At 72.6% G+C, this 13,763-nt stretch carries 12 protein-coding genes; 9 read left to right on the forward strand and 3 right to left on the reverse strand.

The window, feature by feature from the left end; translation table 11 throughout:
• Window positions 1-26 precede the first annotated feature (26 nt).
• Window positions 27-1,085, forward strand: coding sequence for an NAD-dependent epimerase/dehydratase family protein (locus tag ABZV93_RS07475; protein WP_354931966.1), 1,059 nt, complete (start codon window positions 27-29; stop codon window positions 1,083-1,085).
• Window positions 1,078-2,103 carry a lysophospholipid acyltransferase family protein gene (locus tag ABZV93_RS07480; RefSeq protein ID WP_354931969.1) on the forward strand — a complete coding sequence of 342 codons (1,026 nt, stop codon included), beginning with the start codon at window positions 1,078-1,080 and terminating at the stop codon, window positions 2,101-2,103. The genes ABZV93_RS07475 and ABZV93_RS07480 overlap by 8 nt, the downstream gene beginning before the upstream one ends.
• A 119-nt stretch (window positions 2,104-2,222) precedes the next feature.
• Here ABZV93_RS07480 and ABZV93_RS07485 read toward each other — a convergent pair whose 3' ends face one another.
• The 3 genes from ABZV93_RS07485 to ABZV93_RS07495 form a co-directional block, all read right to left on the reverse strand.
• Window positions 2,223-3,416: a DUF5667 domain-containing protein gene (locus ABZV93_RS07485; protein WP_354931972.1), complete on the reverse strand. Its 1,194-nt coding sequence runs from the start codon at window positions 3,414-3,416 to the stop codon at window positions 2,223-2,225.
• A 202-nt stretch (window positions 3,417-3,618) separates the two neighbouring features.
• The gene (locus tag ABZV93_RS07490; protein ID WP_354931974.1) at window positions 3,619-4,473 is read right to left on the reverse strand and encodes a sigma-70 family RNA polymerase sigma factor; all 855 of its coding nucleotides are present in this window, start codon (window positions 4,471-4,473) and stop codon (window positions 3,619-3,621) included.
• 84 nt (window positions 4,474-4,557) lie between these two features.
• Window positions 4,558-5,472 (reverse strand): HAD-IB family hydrolase, encoded by a 915-nt coding sequence (locus tag ABZV93_RS07495; RefSeq protein ID WP_354931977.1) that lies wholly within the window; start codon window positions 5,470-5,472, stop codon window positions 4,558-4,560.
• 135 nt (window positions 5,473-5,607) lie between these two features.
• Here ABZV93_RS07495 and ABZV93_RS07500 point away from each other — a divergent pair, with 135 nt between their 5' ends.
• The 7 genes from ABZV93_RS07500 to hemB all read left to right on the forward strand — a co-directional run bounded on the left by ABZV93_RS07500 (window position 5,608) and on the right by hemB (window position 13,578).
• Window positions 5,608-7,308, forward strand: coding sequence for an AMP-binding protein (locus ABZV93_RS07500; protein WP_354932567.1), 1,701 nt, complete (start codon window positions 5,608-5,610; stop codon window positions 7,306-7,308).
• Window positions 7,309-7,310: 2 nt separating this feature from the next.
• Window positions 7,311-7,592: a glutaredoxin family protein gene (locus tag ABZV93_RS07505; RefSeq protein ID WP_354931980.1), complete on the forward strand. Its 282-nt coding sequence runs from the start codon at window positions 7,311-7,313 to the stop codon at window positions 7,590-7,592.
• Between the two features lie 283 nt (window positions 7,593-7,875).
• Complete coding sequence (locus ABZV93_RS07510) at window positions 7,876-8,613, forward strand: redox-sensing transcriptional repressor Rex (protein WP_354931983.1); 738 nt, start codon at window positions 7,876-7,878, stop codon at window positions 8,611-8,613.
• Window positions 8,610-9,956, forward strand: coding sequence for a glutamyl-tRNA reductase (locus ABZV93_RS07515; RefSeq protein WP_354931986.1), 1,347 nt, complete (start codon window positions 8,610-8,612; stop codon window positions 9,954-9,956). The genes ABZV93_RS07510 and ABZV93_RS07515 overlap by 4 nt, the downstream gene beginning before the upstream one ends.
• Window positions 9,953-10,879, forward strand: a complete 927-nt coding sequence (hemC, locus tag ABZV93_RS07520) for a hydroxymethylbilane synthase (RefSeq protein ID WP_354931989.1) — start codon at window positions 9,953-9,955, stop codon at window positions 10,877-10,879. Before ABZV93_RS07515 ends, hemC begins: the two co-directional genes overlap by 4 nt.
• A complete protein-coding gene (locus ABZV93_RS07525; RefSeq protein ID WP_354931992.1) occupies window positions 10,876-12,483 on the forward strand; it encodes a uroporphyrinogen-III synthase in 1,608 nt (535 codons plus the stop codon). Before hemC ends, ABZV93_RS07525 begins: the two co-directional genes overlap by 4 nt.
• 120 nt (window positions 12,484-12,603) lie before the next feature.
• A complete protein-coding gene (gene hemB / locus ABZV93_RS07530) occupies window positions 12,604-13,578 on the forward strand; it encodes a porphobilinogen synthase (protein ID WP_354931995.1) in 975 nt (324 codons plus the stop codon).
• Window positions 13,579-13,763 lie beyond the last annotated feature (185 nt).

The following is a 13,763-nucleotide window of genomic DNA, read 5'->3' on the forward strand; positions in this document are numbered from 1 at the left end:
CTTCGTGCCCACGGGGTGAGGCCGATATGGCGCGTGTAGTACTGGTCACAGGAGTTTCCCGTGATCTCGGTAGCAGGTTCGCGCGCCGGTTGGCCGCCGACCCCGGCGTCGACCGGGTGCTTGCCGTCGATGTCGTACCTCCGCGTCACGATCTCGGTGACGCGGAGTTCGTACGTGTCGACCTGCGCAGCCCGGTCGTCTCCCGCGTCCTCGCCCGGGAGAGCATCGACACCGTTGTCCACCTGAACGTGATCGCCACCCCCCAACACGCGGGCGGGCGGGCCACGATGAAGGAGATCAACGTCATCGGCACGATGCAGCTGCTGGCCGCCTGCCAGCGGCTGCCGTCGGTGAGCAAGGTCGTGGTCAAGTCCTCGACGGCGGTCTACGGCGCGTCGCCGGCTGACCCGGCGATGTTCACCGAGGACATGGAGCCGCGTGCGCTGCCGCAGTCCGGGTTCGCCAAGGACGCGGTGGAGGTGGAGAGCTACGTCCGCGGCTTCGCCCGGCGCCGCCCGGACGTCGCCGTGACGACGCTCCGTTTCGCCAGCGTCATCGGTCCGCGGGTACGCACGCCGATGACGCGGTACTTCACTCTGCCCGTGGTGCCGACCGTGCTCGGCTTCGACGCGCGACTTCAGTTCGTCCACGAGGACGACCTGCTCGAGGCGCTGCGGCTCGTCACCGTGGGCCAGTCGCCCGGCACGTTCAACGTCGCCGGTGACGGCGTGATGATGCTGTCCCAGGCCATCCGCCGGATGGGACGGCCGACCGCGCCTGTCCCGGCGTTCGCGGTGGCGACGTTCGGGCAGATGTTCCGGGCCGCCCGGCTGGCCGACTTCACTCCCGAACAGCTCTCCTACCTCACCTACGGCAGGGGCGTCGACACCAGCCGGATGCGCGACGACCTGGGCTTCAAGCCGGCCCACACCACCGCGGAGGCGTTCCAGACCTTCGCCTCGGTGCACGAACAGGGTCTGCTGAGTTCCGAGCGCATCGCGGCCGCCGAGGAGGAGGCCGCGGCGTTCCTCGGCGTACGCGATGTGCGAGACGAGGCCGAAGGGGTACGACAGGGCCATGGCTGACTCCTCCCGGGCGAAGGTGATTCCCCTCCACGGCTCGCCATCGGCCGACGACGCGGGCACGCCCGCGGGCTCGTCCCGCCCCGGCTCGCGCGGTGGGGGCGAGCAGCCGGCGAGCCTCGGTGACGGCCTGCGCGAGGTGGCCGGCGCGCTCGCGCAGGGACTGGCCGAGCGCACCCTCGGCGACGACTGGCGGTCCAAGGTGGCCGGCGGGCTGGAGTTCGCCCGGCGGCGGCTGACGGGGGAGTACGAGGTCGACGACCTCGGCTTCGACCCCGACCTCACCGAGAACGTCCTGCTCGCGATTCTGCGGCCGTTGTACCAAAGCTGGTTCCGTGTCGAGGTGCGCGGCCTGGAGAACATCCCCTCCGTCGGTGGCGCCCTCCTGGTGGCCAACCACTCGGGCACCCTGCCCGTCGACGGCCTGATGACCCACGTCGCGGTGCACGACCACCACCCGGCGCACCGCCACATCCGGATGCTCGGCGCCGACCTCGTCTTCCGTACGCCGGTGATCTCCGAACTCGCCCGCAAGGGCGGCACCACACTCGCCTGCAACGAGGATGCCGAGCGGCTGCTCAGGACGGGTGAGCTGGTCGCGGTGTTCCCCGAGGGCTACAAGGGGCTGGGCAAGCCGTTCTCCGAACGCTACAAACTGCAGCGGTTCGGGCGGGGCGGCTTCGTCGCGGCCGCACTGCGCACCGGCGTACCCATCGTGCCGTGCTCGATCGTCGGCGCCGAGGAGACCTACCCGCTGCTCGGCAACGTCGAGCCGCTCGCCCGCCTGCTCGGAGTGCCGTACCTCCCGATCACGCCGACGTTCCCCTGGCTCGGCCCGCTCGGGCTGGTGCCGCTGCCGTCGAAGTGGATCATCTCCTTCGGCGAGCCGATCTCCACCGACAGCTACGACGCGGAGGCGGCCGAGGATCCCATGCTGGTCTTCGACCTCACCGACCAGGTGCGCGAGACGATCCAGCACACCCTGTACGCACTACTCCTCGACCGCCCCGACGCCTTCTGACCGCCGCGGGCCCCTGCATCCTGCCTGGCTGCGTTGTCGTCGTCGCGCCGGATTCCTCCGCGGAAGAATCCGCGAGCGCCCGGCGGCCGCACCACACCGAGACCCCTCGAGACCTGCGCTCAGTTCGGCAGAGGGAGGGGCAGCGGCAGCGGCAGGGTCGGGAGAGGCAGGGGCAGCGGCAGCGGCGACCCGGGCGGTGGCGGGGTCGTCGGTGTTCCCGTGGGGGCCGGCGTGGTCGGCTTCGGGTTGGGCGTCCCCGGTCCGCTCGGCCGGGGCCGCGGCAGGGTGAGCGTCGGCAGGGGTAGGGGCAGCGGGTCGGCGCTACGGGTCGGCTGTGGACCACCCGGGCCGGGATTGGTCGGCGCCGGACCCGGGCCCCTGGGCGCAGCCGTCGGCCCGGGCGTGGCCGGAAGCTGCCCGGACGTGGGCCCGGCCGTGGGCCCGGACGTGGGGCCGGAAGTAGGGGAGGGGCGCGGCGACGTGGTCCGACCAGGGGCGGTGGGCGTGACCTCGCAGGTCGGGCACGCGGCGCGGGCCCGGCGGTCGGCGTCGGCCACCGCGGCGGCAGCGCGGGCGTACGACCCGGAAAGTCCCTGCGGCAGCAGCGGACGCAACTCCCGCAGTCGCGGCTGGGCGCCGGCGACGAAATCCCGGATCGCGACCACCGGTGCGGGGCTTCCGTTGGTCTGGTGCGCCTGCAGGAGCAGGTCGGCGCCCCGGCGGGTGTCGGCGCTCACTTCGTACAGCGTGGCCCGCGCCAGGTGGACGCGCTCGGTGTCGGTGTCGCGCAGGGGCGCGCCGCCGGCCATCCTGCCCACCTCGGTCAGCCGGGTCGAGGCGTGGGTGAGGTACTCCCGGCCCTGCGACTCCTGACCGGATGCGACCGCCACCTGGGTACGCTCCAGGCCGATCTTGATGGGGTAGAACAACCCGCCCGGCTGGGCGTCCCGGGCGGCCGCGGCTGTTCCGGCCACCCCGCCGGCCAGCACCACCGCGGCGGCGACGGCGACGATCCGCGAACGCCTCGGAGCCGCGGACACTGGCCGTGCCGAGCGGTCCGCGCGTGACCCGGCACCACCCGAACGGCTGTCGAGGGCACTGTGACCCCCTCCGGCGGGCAGCCGCGCGGCGGCCGTCACCAGGCGCTCGCGAAGGGTCGTACGGAACTCCTCCGACGGCTCGATCGCGGAGGGTCTCAGCCGCACGGCGACGGAGTGCAGGTCGCGGAGCGTGGGGTCGGTGGAGCGGCCGGTGCCATCCACCAGCCGGGCGAATTCCTCGGCCCGCCGGCGCGACGCCAGGAGGGAGGTCATCGACGCGTGCTCCTTCGACCAGTCAACCGGTGTGGCCGGGATCCTCCGAGCTCATCCGGTGGTGTGTGCGGTGGGACGGGCGGTGTCCCGAATCGTGGGGTGATACCTGCGAAAACGAGCAGTAGCCCCAGGGGTTACGGTCCGGCGCCGGCGCGGTCGCGTGGGCCGGAGCGGGCGGTCTCCGGTGGCCTGCTCGGCGGGGTCACCGGAGCCCGTCGGGGAGCAGCTTGGCGAGGTTGCGCACCGCTCGCAACTGGAGTTGCTTGACCGCGCCCTCGCTCTTGCCCAACGACTGGGCGGTCTCGGCCACGGACATGCCGTTGAGGAAGCGCATCACCAGGCACTCCTGCTGGTCCGGGCCGAGCTGCCGGAGAGCCTCCACCAGCGCCTCGTTGGTCAACCGGGTGAGGACGTCGTCCTCGGGACCCGCCGTGACCGAGTCGGAGTCGAGGATCTCCCCGGTCACGACCTCCAGCCGGAACCGGCCCGACTTGAAGTGGTCGGTGACGAGGTTGCGGGCGATCGTCACCAGCCAGGCTCCGAAGTCGCGGCCCTGCCAGCGGAACGACCCCAGCGACCGAAGGGCGCGCAGGAACGTCTCGCTGGTGATGTCCTCGGCCAGGGCGTGCGTGCCGACCCGGTAGTAGACGTACCGGTAGACGCTCGGGACGTAGTGGTCGTACAGCTGCCCGAACGCCTCGGCGTCACCCCGCTGGGCGAGCTCGACCAGCGCGACGATCCGCGCCCTGGCGGCGTCGGCGGGCGCGTGCTCACCGGCGCCGTCGACGGCCCGGGTGCCCGCGCGGGCCCGGGACGAGGCGGTCTCCTGGTGCGATGCCTGGCACAGCCGGCCGTCGTCGGGCGCGGGGGAGTGCCCCCCGGTGAACCGGCCGGCGGAAGGGGCGGAGGCGGGGGCCGGGACCGCTGGGACCCGAACGAGGACGTGCCTGCCGGACGGTTCCCAGGAGTCGGTCGTACGCAGCGCGGCGCGCAGCAGCTCGAGAAGCTCCCGCACGCCCGCGCTGTCGGCGAGCGTGGTCCGGCGGTCATCCAACATCGCTACCTGCCCCCCAGCAGGATCGGGTACGTCCCCGTTCGCGGCATCGTAGGGAATTCCCGGCAAACGGGAAACCCGGCGTGTTCAGCGGAGCTTCCACCACGGAGAGCGTCGCCGCCCGAGCGGAGGCCGGAGAGGTAGGCCGAGCGCGGAGTGGTGCCGGCCGAGCGCCGTGCGGCGCAGGGCCGCCGCGGCTGCCGCCGCACCACCGACCGCGCCGGCCATCGCCGCCGCCGCGAGCCCGGCCCGGGCCGCCCTCCGGGCCCGGCGGAAGTCGCGGATGCGCCACCCGTTCTTGCGGGCGTACCTGCGCAGCTTGCGGTCGGGGTTGATGGCGTACGGCAGACCGACCAGCGACAGCATCGGGACGTCGTTGGCGGAGTCGGAGTACGCCGCACAACGGGACAGGTCGAGGTTTTCCCGCGCAGCCAGAATCCGGACCGCCTCGGCCTTGGCCTGGCCGTGCATGAGGTCGCCCACCAGCCGGCCGGTGTATTTGCCGTCCTGGGTCTCCGCGATGGTGCCGAGCGCGCCGGTGAGGTTGAGCCGGTCGGCGATCAGCTGGGCGATCTCCACCGGGGCGGCGGTGACCAGCCACACCCGCTGGCCCTGGTCGAGGTGCCGCTGGGCGAGTGCGGCCGTGCCGGGCCAGATCTTGGTGGCCAGCGCCTCGTCGAAGATCTCCGAGGCGAGCTCGGCCAGGTCCTCGACCTCCCAGCCGGCGATGAACGCCAGCCCGAGCTCGCGGATCTGGCTGATGCCGTCGGCGTCCTCCGCGCCGCCGATCCGGAACTTCAGCTGCTGCCAGCCCGCGCTGAGGAACTCCCGGGTCGGGTAGTAGTCGCGAGAGTGCAGGCCACGGGCGAGGTAGAAGAGCGAGGCGCCGCGCATCAGCGTGTTGTCCACGTCGAAGAACGCCGCTGCGGCCAGGTCGGCAGGTGGTCGGTCGGGGGCGTGGATCGGGGACAGAGCCGGCTTGTCTTCCTCCGCGGGCGTCATGCCCACCGAGCTTAGGGCGTCGGACCGACATCACGCCGATCAGGATGTGGGAATCCTCCGGCTCCCGGAGTGGTCCCGGGGGTGGACACCCGGAGTCGTGCCGGTCCGATGTGTGCCAGACTCGCCGACGTGGTGATGGCGCCTCGTACGCAGCTGCAGCCGGACCGGGTGGTCACGGCGGTCAATGTCGCCGACCTGGTGCGACGGGCGGCCCAGGATGCCCCCGACCACCTCGCGCTGGTGGCCGGTGACGACCGGCTGACCTGGGCCGAGCTCGACCGCGCGGTCGACGCCGTGGCGGCCGCCTGGTCCGGTGCCGGGCTGGTGGCCGGGTTCCGCGTGGCGCTGGCCATGTCCAACTCCCTGGAGTTCGTCACCGCCTACTTCGGTGCGCTTCGCGCGGGCGTGATCGCCGTACCCCTCAATCCCGCCGGCACGGCCCAGGAGATAGGGGCGATGCTGGGCGCGGTCAACGCGCGGGTGGTCCTCGCCGACGACACCAGCGTGGCCGCCGTCCGCGCCGCGGTGGACGAGGCCGCCGGTGCCCGCGGCCTCGCCTTCGACGCGGACGTTCCGGTGGTGGTCCCGGTCGGGGTCGCCTCCCGGCCCGGCGAACGCAGCTACGACGAGCTGCTGGCCGCCGCCTCCAGCGCACCCGCCGTCCCGCCTGCCGACCCCGAGGCGCTCGCGGTTCTGCTGTTCACCTCCGGCGCGGCCGGCCCTCCGGTGATGCTCACGCACCGTGCGCTGCTGGCCAACCTCGACCAGCTGGCCTCGATCGACCCCCCGGTGATGACGTCCACCGACGTGGTGCTCGGCGTACTCCCGATGTGTCACGTGTACGGCCTGAACGCCGTGCTCGGCATGGTCGCCCGGGTGGCCGGCACGCTGGTGCTGGTCCGCCGCTTCACCCCCGAGGGCAGCCTCGACCTGGTGGCGGCCGAGCAGGTGACGAACGTCCCGGCCGTCCCCACGGTGTTCGCGAGCTGGCTCCGGTCCACCGCCGACGACGCCGAGCTCGCGCGCCGGCTGGCGAGCGTCCGGCTGCTGGTGTCCGGTGCGGCGCCGCTGCCGCCGTCGCTGCAGGGCGCACTGCTCGCGGCCACCGGCCTGGTCGTCCAGGAGGGATACGGCCTGACCGAGGCCGGCCCGGTGGTCACCAGCACCCTGTGCTCGGCGCCTGCGGTGTCCGAGACGGCGGAGTCCGCCGAGACGGCGGAATCCGGAGAGTCCGCGGAGCCGGCGGGTGAGGCGACGTCCCGGGCCGTGCCGACCGGGCGGGCGAAGCACACGGTGGGTGCGCCCCTTCCCGGGGTGGAGCTGCGGATCGTCGACGAGACCGGCGCCGAGGTCGAGGTGGGCGAGACCGGCCAGGTGCTCGTCCGCGGGCCGAACCTCTTCTCCGGCTACTGGCCGGACGGCGCCGACGCGCCGGAGGAGAAGGGCTGGCTGGCCACCGGCGACATCGGCTACCTCGACGAGGACGGCGACCTGGTCCTGGTCGACCGGATCAAGGAACTCGTGATCGTCTCCGGCTTCAACGTCTACCCGCGTGAGGTGGAGGAGGCGATCGGCGAGCTCGACGGCGTGGCCGAGGTCGCTGTGGTGGCGATGCCGGACCCGCAGACCGGCGAGGCCGTCCGCGCGTACGTCGTTCCCGCCGCGGGTGCGCAGGTGAGCGCCGAGGAGGTACGCCGCCACTGCGAGGTCCGGCTGGCGAGGTTCAAGCGGCCCAGCGTGGTGGAGATCGTCCCCGAGCTGCCGCGTTCGGTGACCGGCAAGGTCGCCAAGTCCCGTCTGCGGCGCGCCGCCCGCGAGTCGGCGATCGGCTTCTGACCGTGGCCGAACCGACCCGGCCGACCCGGCCGACCCAACCGTCGCCGGAGCGCGTGACCCTCTACAGCAAGCCCGGCTGCCACCTGTGCGACGACGCCCGCGCGGTGGTCGCCGCCGTGTGCGCCGACCTGGACGTCGGCTGGACCGAGATCGACATCCAGGGCGACGAGTCGCTGTACCGCAGGTTCTGGGAGCAGATCCCGGTCACGTTCGTCGACGGCCGCCAGCACGACTTCTGGCGGGTGGACGCGGACCGGCTGCGCACGGCGCTCACCGCCGGCTGACCGGCCGAGGACCCGATCACAGGGTCCACGAGATCGCCTTTCATGGTCCGGATTTCGGCCTTCCGGCGATCATGCCGAAGGTCCACATACGGGTCGATTCCGGCTCAGATCCGCTCCGAGCGAGCCGGATGTGACGACCGGCACGTCCGGCCGGCGCTACGCTCGATTTTGTTCGCACGTTCACAAAGTCCTAGGCTTGGAGATCGCCGGTCGGGAACGGCTCCGATCGAGCAGAGGCGTCACCAGCCCTGTCGACGACGTCTCGTGTCATTACGGGAGAGAAGTGAGTCCGCCGAACCCCCGCCGCACCAACGAGCAGGAAGCGCGCCCGAGCCGCGGCATCCCCGAGGCGACCGTGGCGCGACTGCCGGTCTACCTCCGGGCGCTGACCGCGCTCGCGGACCGGGGGATCGCGACCGCCTCCAGCGAGGAGCTCGCCCGGGCGGCCGGCGTCAACTCCGCGAAGCTGCGCAAGGACCTGTCCTACCTCGGGTCCTACGGCACCCGCGGGGTGGGATACGACGTGGAGTACCTCCGCTACCAGATCGCGCGGGAGATCGGGCTCACCCAGGACTGGCCCGTGGTGATCGTCGGCATCGGAAACCTCGGCCACGCCCTCGCCAACTACTCCGGGTTCGTCTCCCGCGGGTTCGGCATCGTCGGGCTGCTCGACGCCGACCCGGCGCGGGTCGGTGAGCAGGTCGGCGACCACGTGATCCAGGCGTACAGCGAACTCGAACGCGTCGTGTCAGAGTACGGCGTGGCCATCGGTGTCATCTCGACGCCGGCGACCGCCGCACAGGAGGTCTGCGACCGCATGGTTGCGGCGGGCATCACCAGCGTGCTCAACTTCGCTCCCGTGGTGCTGAGCGTTCCGGCCGGTGTGGACGTCCGCAAGGTCGACCTGTCCACCGAGCTGCAGATCCTCGCCTACCACGAACAACGCAAGTCGCTCGCGGGCCCCGGCCCGCTGAGCCAGGTTGACGGCATCCCAGTCGAGAGGAGTCCCCTCGTCCCATGAGCATTCTGGTCGTCGGCCTGTCCCACCGCGGTACCCCCGTCCACCTGCTGGAGCGCGTGGTGCCGGCGCCGGAGACGCTGGACAAGGTCCTCCTCGACGCGGTGGCGTGCCCGCACGTCGCCGCGGCGGTGGTGCTGTCCACCTGCAACCGGGTGGAGATCTACGCCGAGGTGGAGCGCTTCCACGGCGGTGTCGAGGAGCTCGCCGAACTGCTGGCCCGCCACGCCGGCGTCTCCGCCGCCGAGCTCACCCCGCACCTCTACGTGCGGTACGAGGACGGCGCGGTGAGCCACCTCTTCTCCGTGGTGTGCGGCCTGGACTCGATGGTCGTCGGCGAGACCCAGATCCTCGGCCAGGCCAAGGCGGCGCTGCGCAACGCCCAGGACGCGGAGACGATCGGCTCGGTGCTGAACGGCGTCTTCCAGCGCGCGCTGCGGGTCGGCAAGCGGGCGCACACCGAGACCGAGCTCGGCCGGGCCGGCCGCTCGGTGGTCAGCGCGGCACTGGCCCAGGCCGTCGGCGTGCACGGCGACCTGGCCGGACGTACGGCACTGGTGGTCGGCGCGGGTTCGATGGCAGCACTCGCCGCCACCACTCTTCGCCGCGACCACGACGCCACCGTGGTGGTCACCAACCGCACGCCCTCGCGCGCCCGCCGGATCGCCGAGCAGGTCGAGGGCACCGCGGTCCCACTGGCGGACCTGCGGACCGCGCTGGCCGACGCCGACGTGGTGGTCTCGTGCACGGGCGCCGTCGGCACCGTGATCTCCGCCGTCGACCTCGCCGCGGCGATGCGCCGGCGCCCGGACCGGCCGCTGGTGGTCTGCGACCTCGCGATGCCGCGGGACGTCGAGATCGAGGGCGGGCACGTCGCCGGTGTCACCCTGATCGACCTGGGCCGGCTGGCCGAGACGGTGGACGACGGTGTGGCCGCCGACGTGGAGGCGGTGCGGGTCATCGTGGCCGAGGAGGTCGCCGACTTCGTGGCCACCCGCCGGGCCGCGACCGTGGCGCCCACCGTGGTGGCATTGCGCAGCATGGCCGCCGAGGTCGTCGACGCCGAGTTGCGCCGGTTGACCGCACGGGTGCCGCACCTGGACGACCACTCCCACGCCGAAGTGGCGAGGACCGTACGCCGGGTGGTCGACAAGCTCCTGCACGCGCCGACGATCCGGGTGAAGGAGCTCGCCGAGCAGACGGTCGAGACCTCCTACACCGACGCGCTGCGGGAGCTGTTCGCTCTCGACCTCAGCGCACTGGAGGCGTTCACCAGCGTCGAGCCCGTCGAGCCGGCCCAGCCAGATCGTTCGGTGCAGCCCGGAGAGCCGGGAGGTGCGCCATGACAGCACTCCGCGTCGGCACCCGGCGCAGCGCTCTCGCGCTGGCCCAGGCCGGCCGCGTCGCCGCCGCGCTCGAGCGAGCCGGCCACCGGTGCGAGCTGGTCGAGGTGACCACCGAAGGTGACCGCAACCGCGCGCCGCTGGCCACGATCGGTGGCCAGGGCGTCTTCACCGGCGCACTGCGCGAAGCCCTTCTCCGCAAGGAGATCGACGTCGCGGTGCACTCGCTGAAGGACCTGCCGACCCAGGACGTCGACGGCATCGTCCTCGCCGCCGTACCCGCGCGTGAGGATCCCCGCGACGGCCTCGTCGCCCGCGACGGGTTGCGCCTGGCGGACCTGCCCGCGGGTGCGCGGGTGGGCACCGGTTCACCACGGCGGCTGGCGCTGCTGCGGCTGCTGAGGGAGTACGACCTCGAGCTGGTCGAGATCCGGGGGAACGTCGACACCCGGATCAGGAAGGTACGCGACGGTGAGCTCGACGCCGTCGTACTCGCCCGCGCCGGTCTCACCCGACTGGGGCGGGCCGGGGAAATCACCGACACCTTCGATCCCACCGCGTTCGTCCCGGCCCCCGGCCAGGGCGCACTGGGGATCGAGTGCCGGAACTCCGACGAGGACGTGGTGCGCGCTCTCGCCGGGCTTGACGAATCCCGCACCAGGGCGGCGGTTACCGCCGAACGCGCCGTGCTTGCCGGAATCGGGGCCGGCTGCAGCGCACCCATGGGAGCTTTCGCCGAGACCACCGGCGGAGTGGAGGGAGACGACCTTTCCCTCCATGCCGTCGTGGCCGCCGTCGACGGCTCCGCAAGCGTCCGTCTGTCCACCTCGGGGCCTCTAGGCGATGCGGAGGAGCTCGGCCGTCAGCTGGCGGCCGCCCTGCTCGCCGAGGGCGCCAGCCGTTTGATCGAGGAACGCGTCACGTGACCGCCAAGACAAAGACCACCAATAACCTCCAGGGCTCGGTCTCCTTCGTCGGGGTCGGCCCCGGCGACCCCGCGCTCGTCACGGCCAGGGCGAAGGAGCTCCTGGGCCGTGCCGACGTCATCGCCGGTGAGCTTGCGGCCTTCGAGGCCGTGCTCAGCACTCACGTCCGCGAGGACGCCGAGCGGCTGGAGCTGACCGAGGACGCCGTGACCGCGGCCGAGGCCGGCCGAGTACTCGCCAAGCACGGGAAGGACGGCAAGCACGTCGTACGCCTGTACCACGGCGACCCGTTCCTCGACGGCAACGCCGCCGAGCACGTCGCCGCGTTCGTCCGGCACCACGTGCCGTTCGAGGTGACGCCGGGTCTGCCGGTGGCGACCGCCGTGCCCGCCTACGCCGGGATCCCGCTGACCAGTACGAGGGTGCGTGAGACCCGGTTCGTCGACCTCCGCGGTGGCGAGCCGGCCTGGGAGACGTTCGCCGAGGGCTCGGCCACCCTGGTGCTCACCAACGTCACCGAGGGCCTGAAGGACATCGCCGCCTTCCTGGTCAAGGCCGGCCGGGAGCCGTCCACGCCGGTGGCGGTGACCACCGAGGGCACCACCACCGACCAGCGCACGGTCGCCGGGACGTTGGAGACGATCGCGGCCGAGGTGAAGTCGTCCCGGCTCACCGGCCCGTTCGTCCTCGTCGTCGGCTCGGCGGTCGCGCACCGCGACAAGCTGTCGTGGTTCGAGACCAAGCCGCTGTTCGGCTGGCGGATCCTGGTGCCGCGCACCAAGGAGCAGGCGGGCGTGCTGTCCAAGCTGCTCCGGCAGTACGGCGCGGTGCCCGAGGAGGTGCCGACCATCTCGGTCGAGCCGCCGCGCAACCCTCAGCAGCTGGACCGGGCCATCACCGGGCTCGTCACCGGCCGCTACCAGTGGGTCGCGTTCACCTCGGTCAACGCGGTGCGCGCGGTGCGGGAGAAGTTCGAGGAGTACGGCCTGGACGCGCGGGCGTTCGCCGGCCTGAAGATCGCCGCGGTGGGGGAGAAGACCGCCGAAGCGATCCAGTCCTGGGGCATCAAGCCCGACCTCGTGCCCTCCGGTGAGCACTCCGCGCGCGGCCTGGTCGAGGACTGGCCGCCCTACGACCGGGTGCTGGACCCGATCAACCGGGTGTTCCTGCCCCGCGCCGACATCGCCACCGAGACGCTGGTGGCCGGACTGGTCGAGCTCGGCTGGGAGGTCGACGACGTGACGGCGTACCGCACGGTGCGCGCCGCGCCGCCGCCCGCCCCGATCCGGGAGGCGATCAAGACCGGCAAGTTCGACGCGGTCGCGTTCACCTCCAGCTCGACGGTGCGCAACCTCGTCGGCATCGCCGGCAAGCCGCACGCGACCACCGTGATCGCCACGATCGGCGCGCAGACGGCGACGACGGCGGAGGAGCACGGCCTGCGGGTCGACGTTCAGCCGGCGGAGACGTCGATCGAGGCGCTGGCAGAGGCGCTCGCCGACTTCGGCGAGGCCCGCCGGGCGGCCCAGATCGAGGCCGGCGACCCGGTGACCAAGCCGTCCGAACGCAAGGCCGGTGCCCGGCGCCGGGCCACCACCAAGTAACGGGACGAACGCGCCGAACGGCGTACGTCCCGAAGAGTGCCCCGAAGGGGCCCGCCTGACCAGGCGGGCCCCTTCGTACGCCCGGCGGGCCCCTCACGCGCACTGGCTACGCTGGACGCCATGGGTTATCCGGAGATGCGCCCCAGGCGCCTTCGTACGACGCCCGCGATGCGCCGGCTGGTCGCCGAGACCGAGGTGCCGCCACGCTCGCTGGTGCTGCCGATCTTCGTGCTGGAGGGTGCGGCCGAGCCGGTCCCGATCCCGTCCATGCCCGGTGTGGTGCAACACACCCTGGACTCTCTGCGCAAGGCGGCGGTCGAGGCCGCCGAGGCGGGGGTCGGCGGGCTGATGTTGTTCGCGGTGCCGCGGGACAAGGACGCCGTGGGCTCGGGGGCGACCGACCCCGACGGGATCCTCAACGTCGCGATCCGCGAGGTCGCCGCGGAGGTCGGTGACGCGACCGTGGTGATGGCCGACCTGTGCCTGGACGAGTTCACCGACCACGGGCACTGCGGCGTCCTCACCCCCGACGGCCGGGTGGACAACGACGCCACGCTGGTGAGGTACGGCGACATGGCCGTCGCCCAGGCCGAGGCCGGGGTCCGGGTGGTCGGGCCGAGCGGCATGATGGACGGCCAGATCGGGGCGATCCGCGCCGCCCTGGACCAGGCGGGTCACACCGACGTGAGCGCGATGGCCTACTCCGCGAAGTACGCCTCGGCGTTCTTCGGCCCGTTCCGCGAGGCGGTGCAGTCCAGCCTGGAAGGCGACCGGAACACCTACCAGCAAGACCCCGCCAACGCCACCGAGTCGATGCGGGAGGTCGCGCTCGACCTCGCCGAGGGTGCGGACATGGTGCTCGTCAAACCGGCACTGGGCTACCTCGACGTGCTCCGCCGGGTACGGGACGCGGTGGACGTTCCCGTCGCCGCGTACAACGTGTCCGGTGAGTACTCCATGGTGGAGGCGGCCGCCGCCCAGGGATGGATCGACCGCGACCGCGCGATCCTCGAGGTCCTCACCTCGATCCGCAGAGCCGGCGCCGACATCGTGCTGACGTACTGGGCGGTGGAAGCGGCCCGCCGGCTGCGCTGACCGCCCCCACGGCCCTCCGCCGCGAGCGAAGACCCGCGAGAACCCGCGAAGACCTCTGCGTGGCCCGCTGTCCGTTTCCGGACGGCGGGCCTCGTTATGTACCGAGCCCACGTTTGGCGCAGCCCCTGCGGACCACCCTGAGAAAGGAGGGGCCGCCACGGCGCCCGGTCGGGGGGGAGGTAACC

Source organism: Actinopolymorpha sp. NPDC004070 (assembly GCF_040610475.1).
Lineage (GTDB): Bacteria > Actinomycetota > Actinomycetes > Propionibacteriales > Actinopolymorphaceae > Actinopolymorpha.

What these genes read in the sequence shown, in the direction of transcription:
- ABZV93_RS07490 (WP_354931974.1), bottom strand. Translation starts at nt 4,473, where the DNA reads ATGTTGGATGACCGCCGGACCACGCTCGCCGACAGCGCGGGCGTGCGG.
- ABZV93_RS07480 (WP_354931969.1), top strand. Translation starts at nt 1,078, where the DNA reads ATGGCTGACTCCTCCCGGGCGAAGGTGATTCCCCTCCACGGCTCGCCA.
- ABZV93_RS07475 (WP_354931966.1), top strand. Translation starts at nt 27, where the DNA reads ATGGCGCGTGTAGTACTGGTCACAGGAGTTTCCCGTGATCTCGGTAGC.
- ABZV93_RS07485 (WP_354931972.1), bottom strand. Translation starts at nt 3,416, where the DNA reads ATGACCTCCCTCCTGGCGTCGCGCCGGCGGGCCGAGGAATTCGCCCGG.
- ABZV93_RS07515 (WP_354931986.1), top strand. Translation starts at nt 8,610, where the DNA reads ATGAGCATTCTGGTCGTCGGCCTGTCCCACCGCGGTACCCCCGTCCAC.
- ABZV93_RS07495 (WP_354931977.1), bottom strand. Translation starts at nt 5,472, where the DNA reads ATGACGCCCGCGGAGGAAGACAAGCCGGCTCTGTCCCCGATCCACGCC.
- hemC (WP_354931989.1), top strand. Translation starts at nt 9,953, where the DNA reads ATGACAGCACTCCGCGTCGGCACCCGGCGCAGCGCTCTCGCGCTGGCC.
- hemB (WP_354931995.1), top strand. Translation starts at nt 12,604, where the DNA reads ATGGGTTATCCGGAGATGCGCCCCAGGCGCCTTCGTACGACGCCCGCG.
- ABZV93_RS07500 (WP_354932567.1), top strand. Translation starts at nt 5,608, where the DNA reads ATGGCGCCTCGTACGCAGCTGCAGCCGGACCGGGTGGTCACGGCGGTC.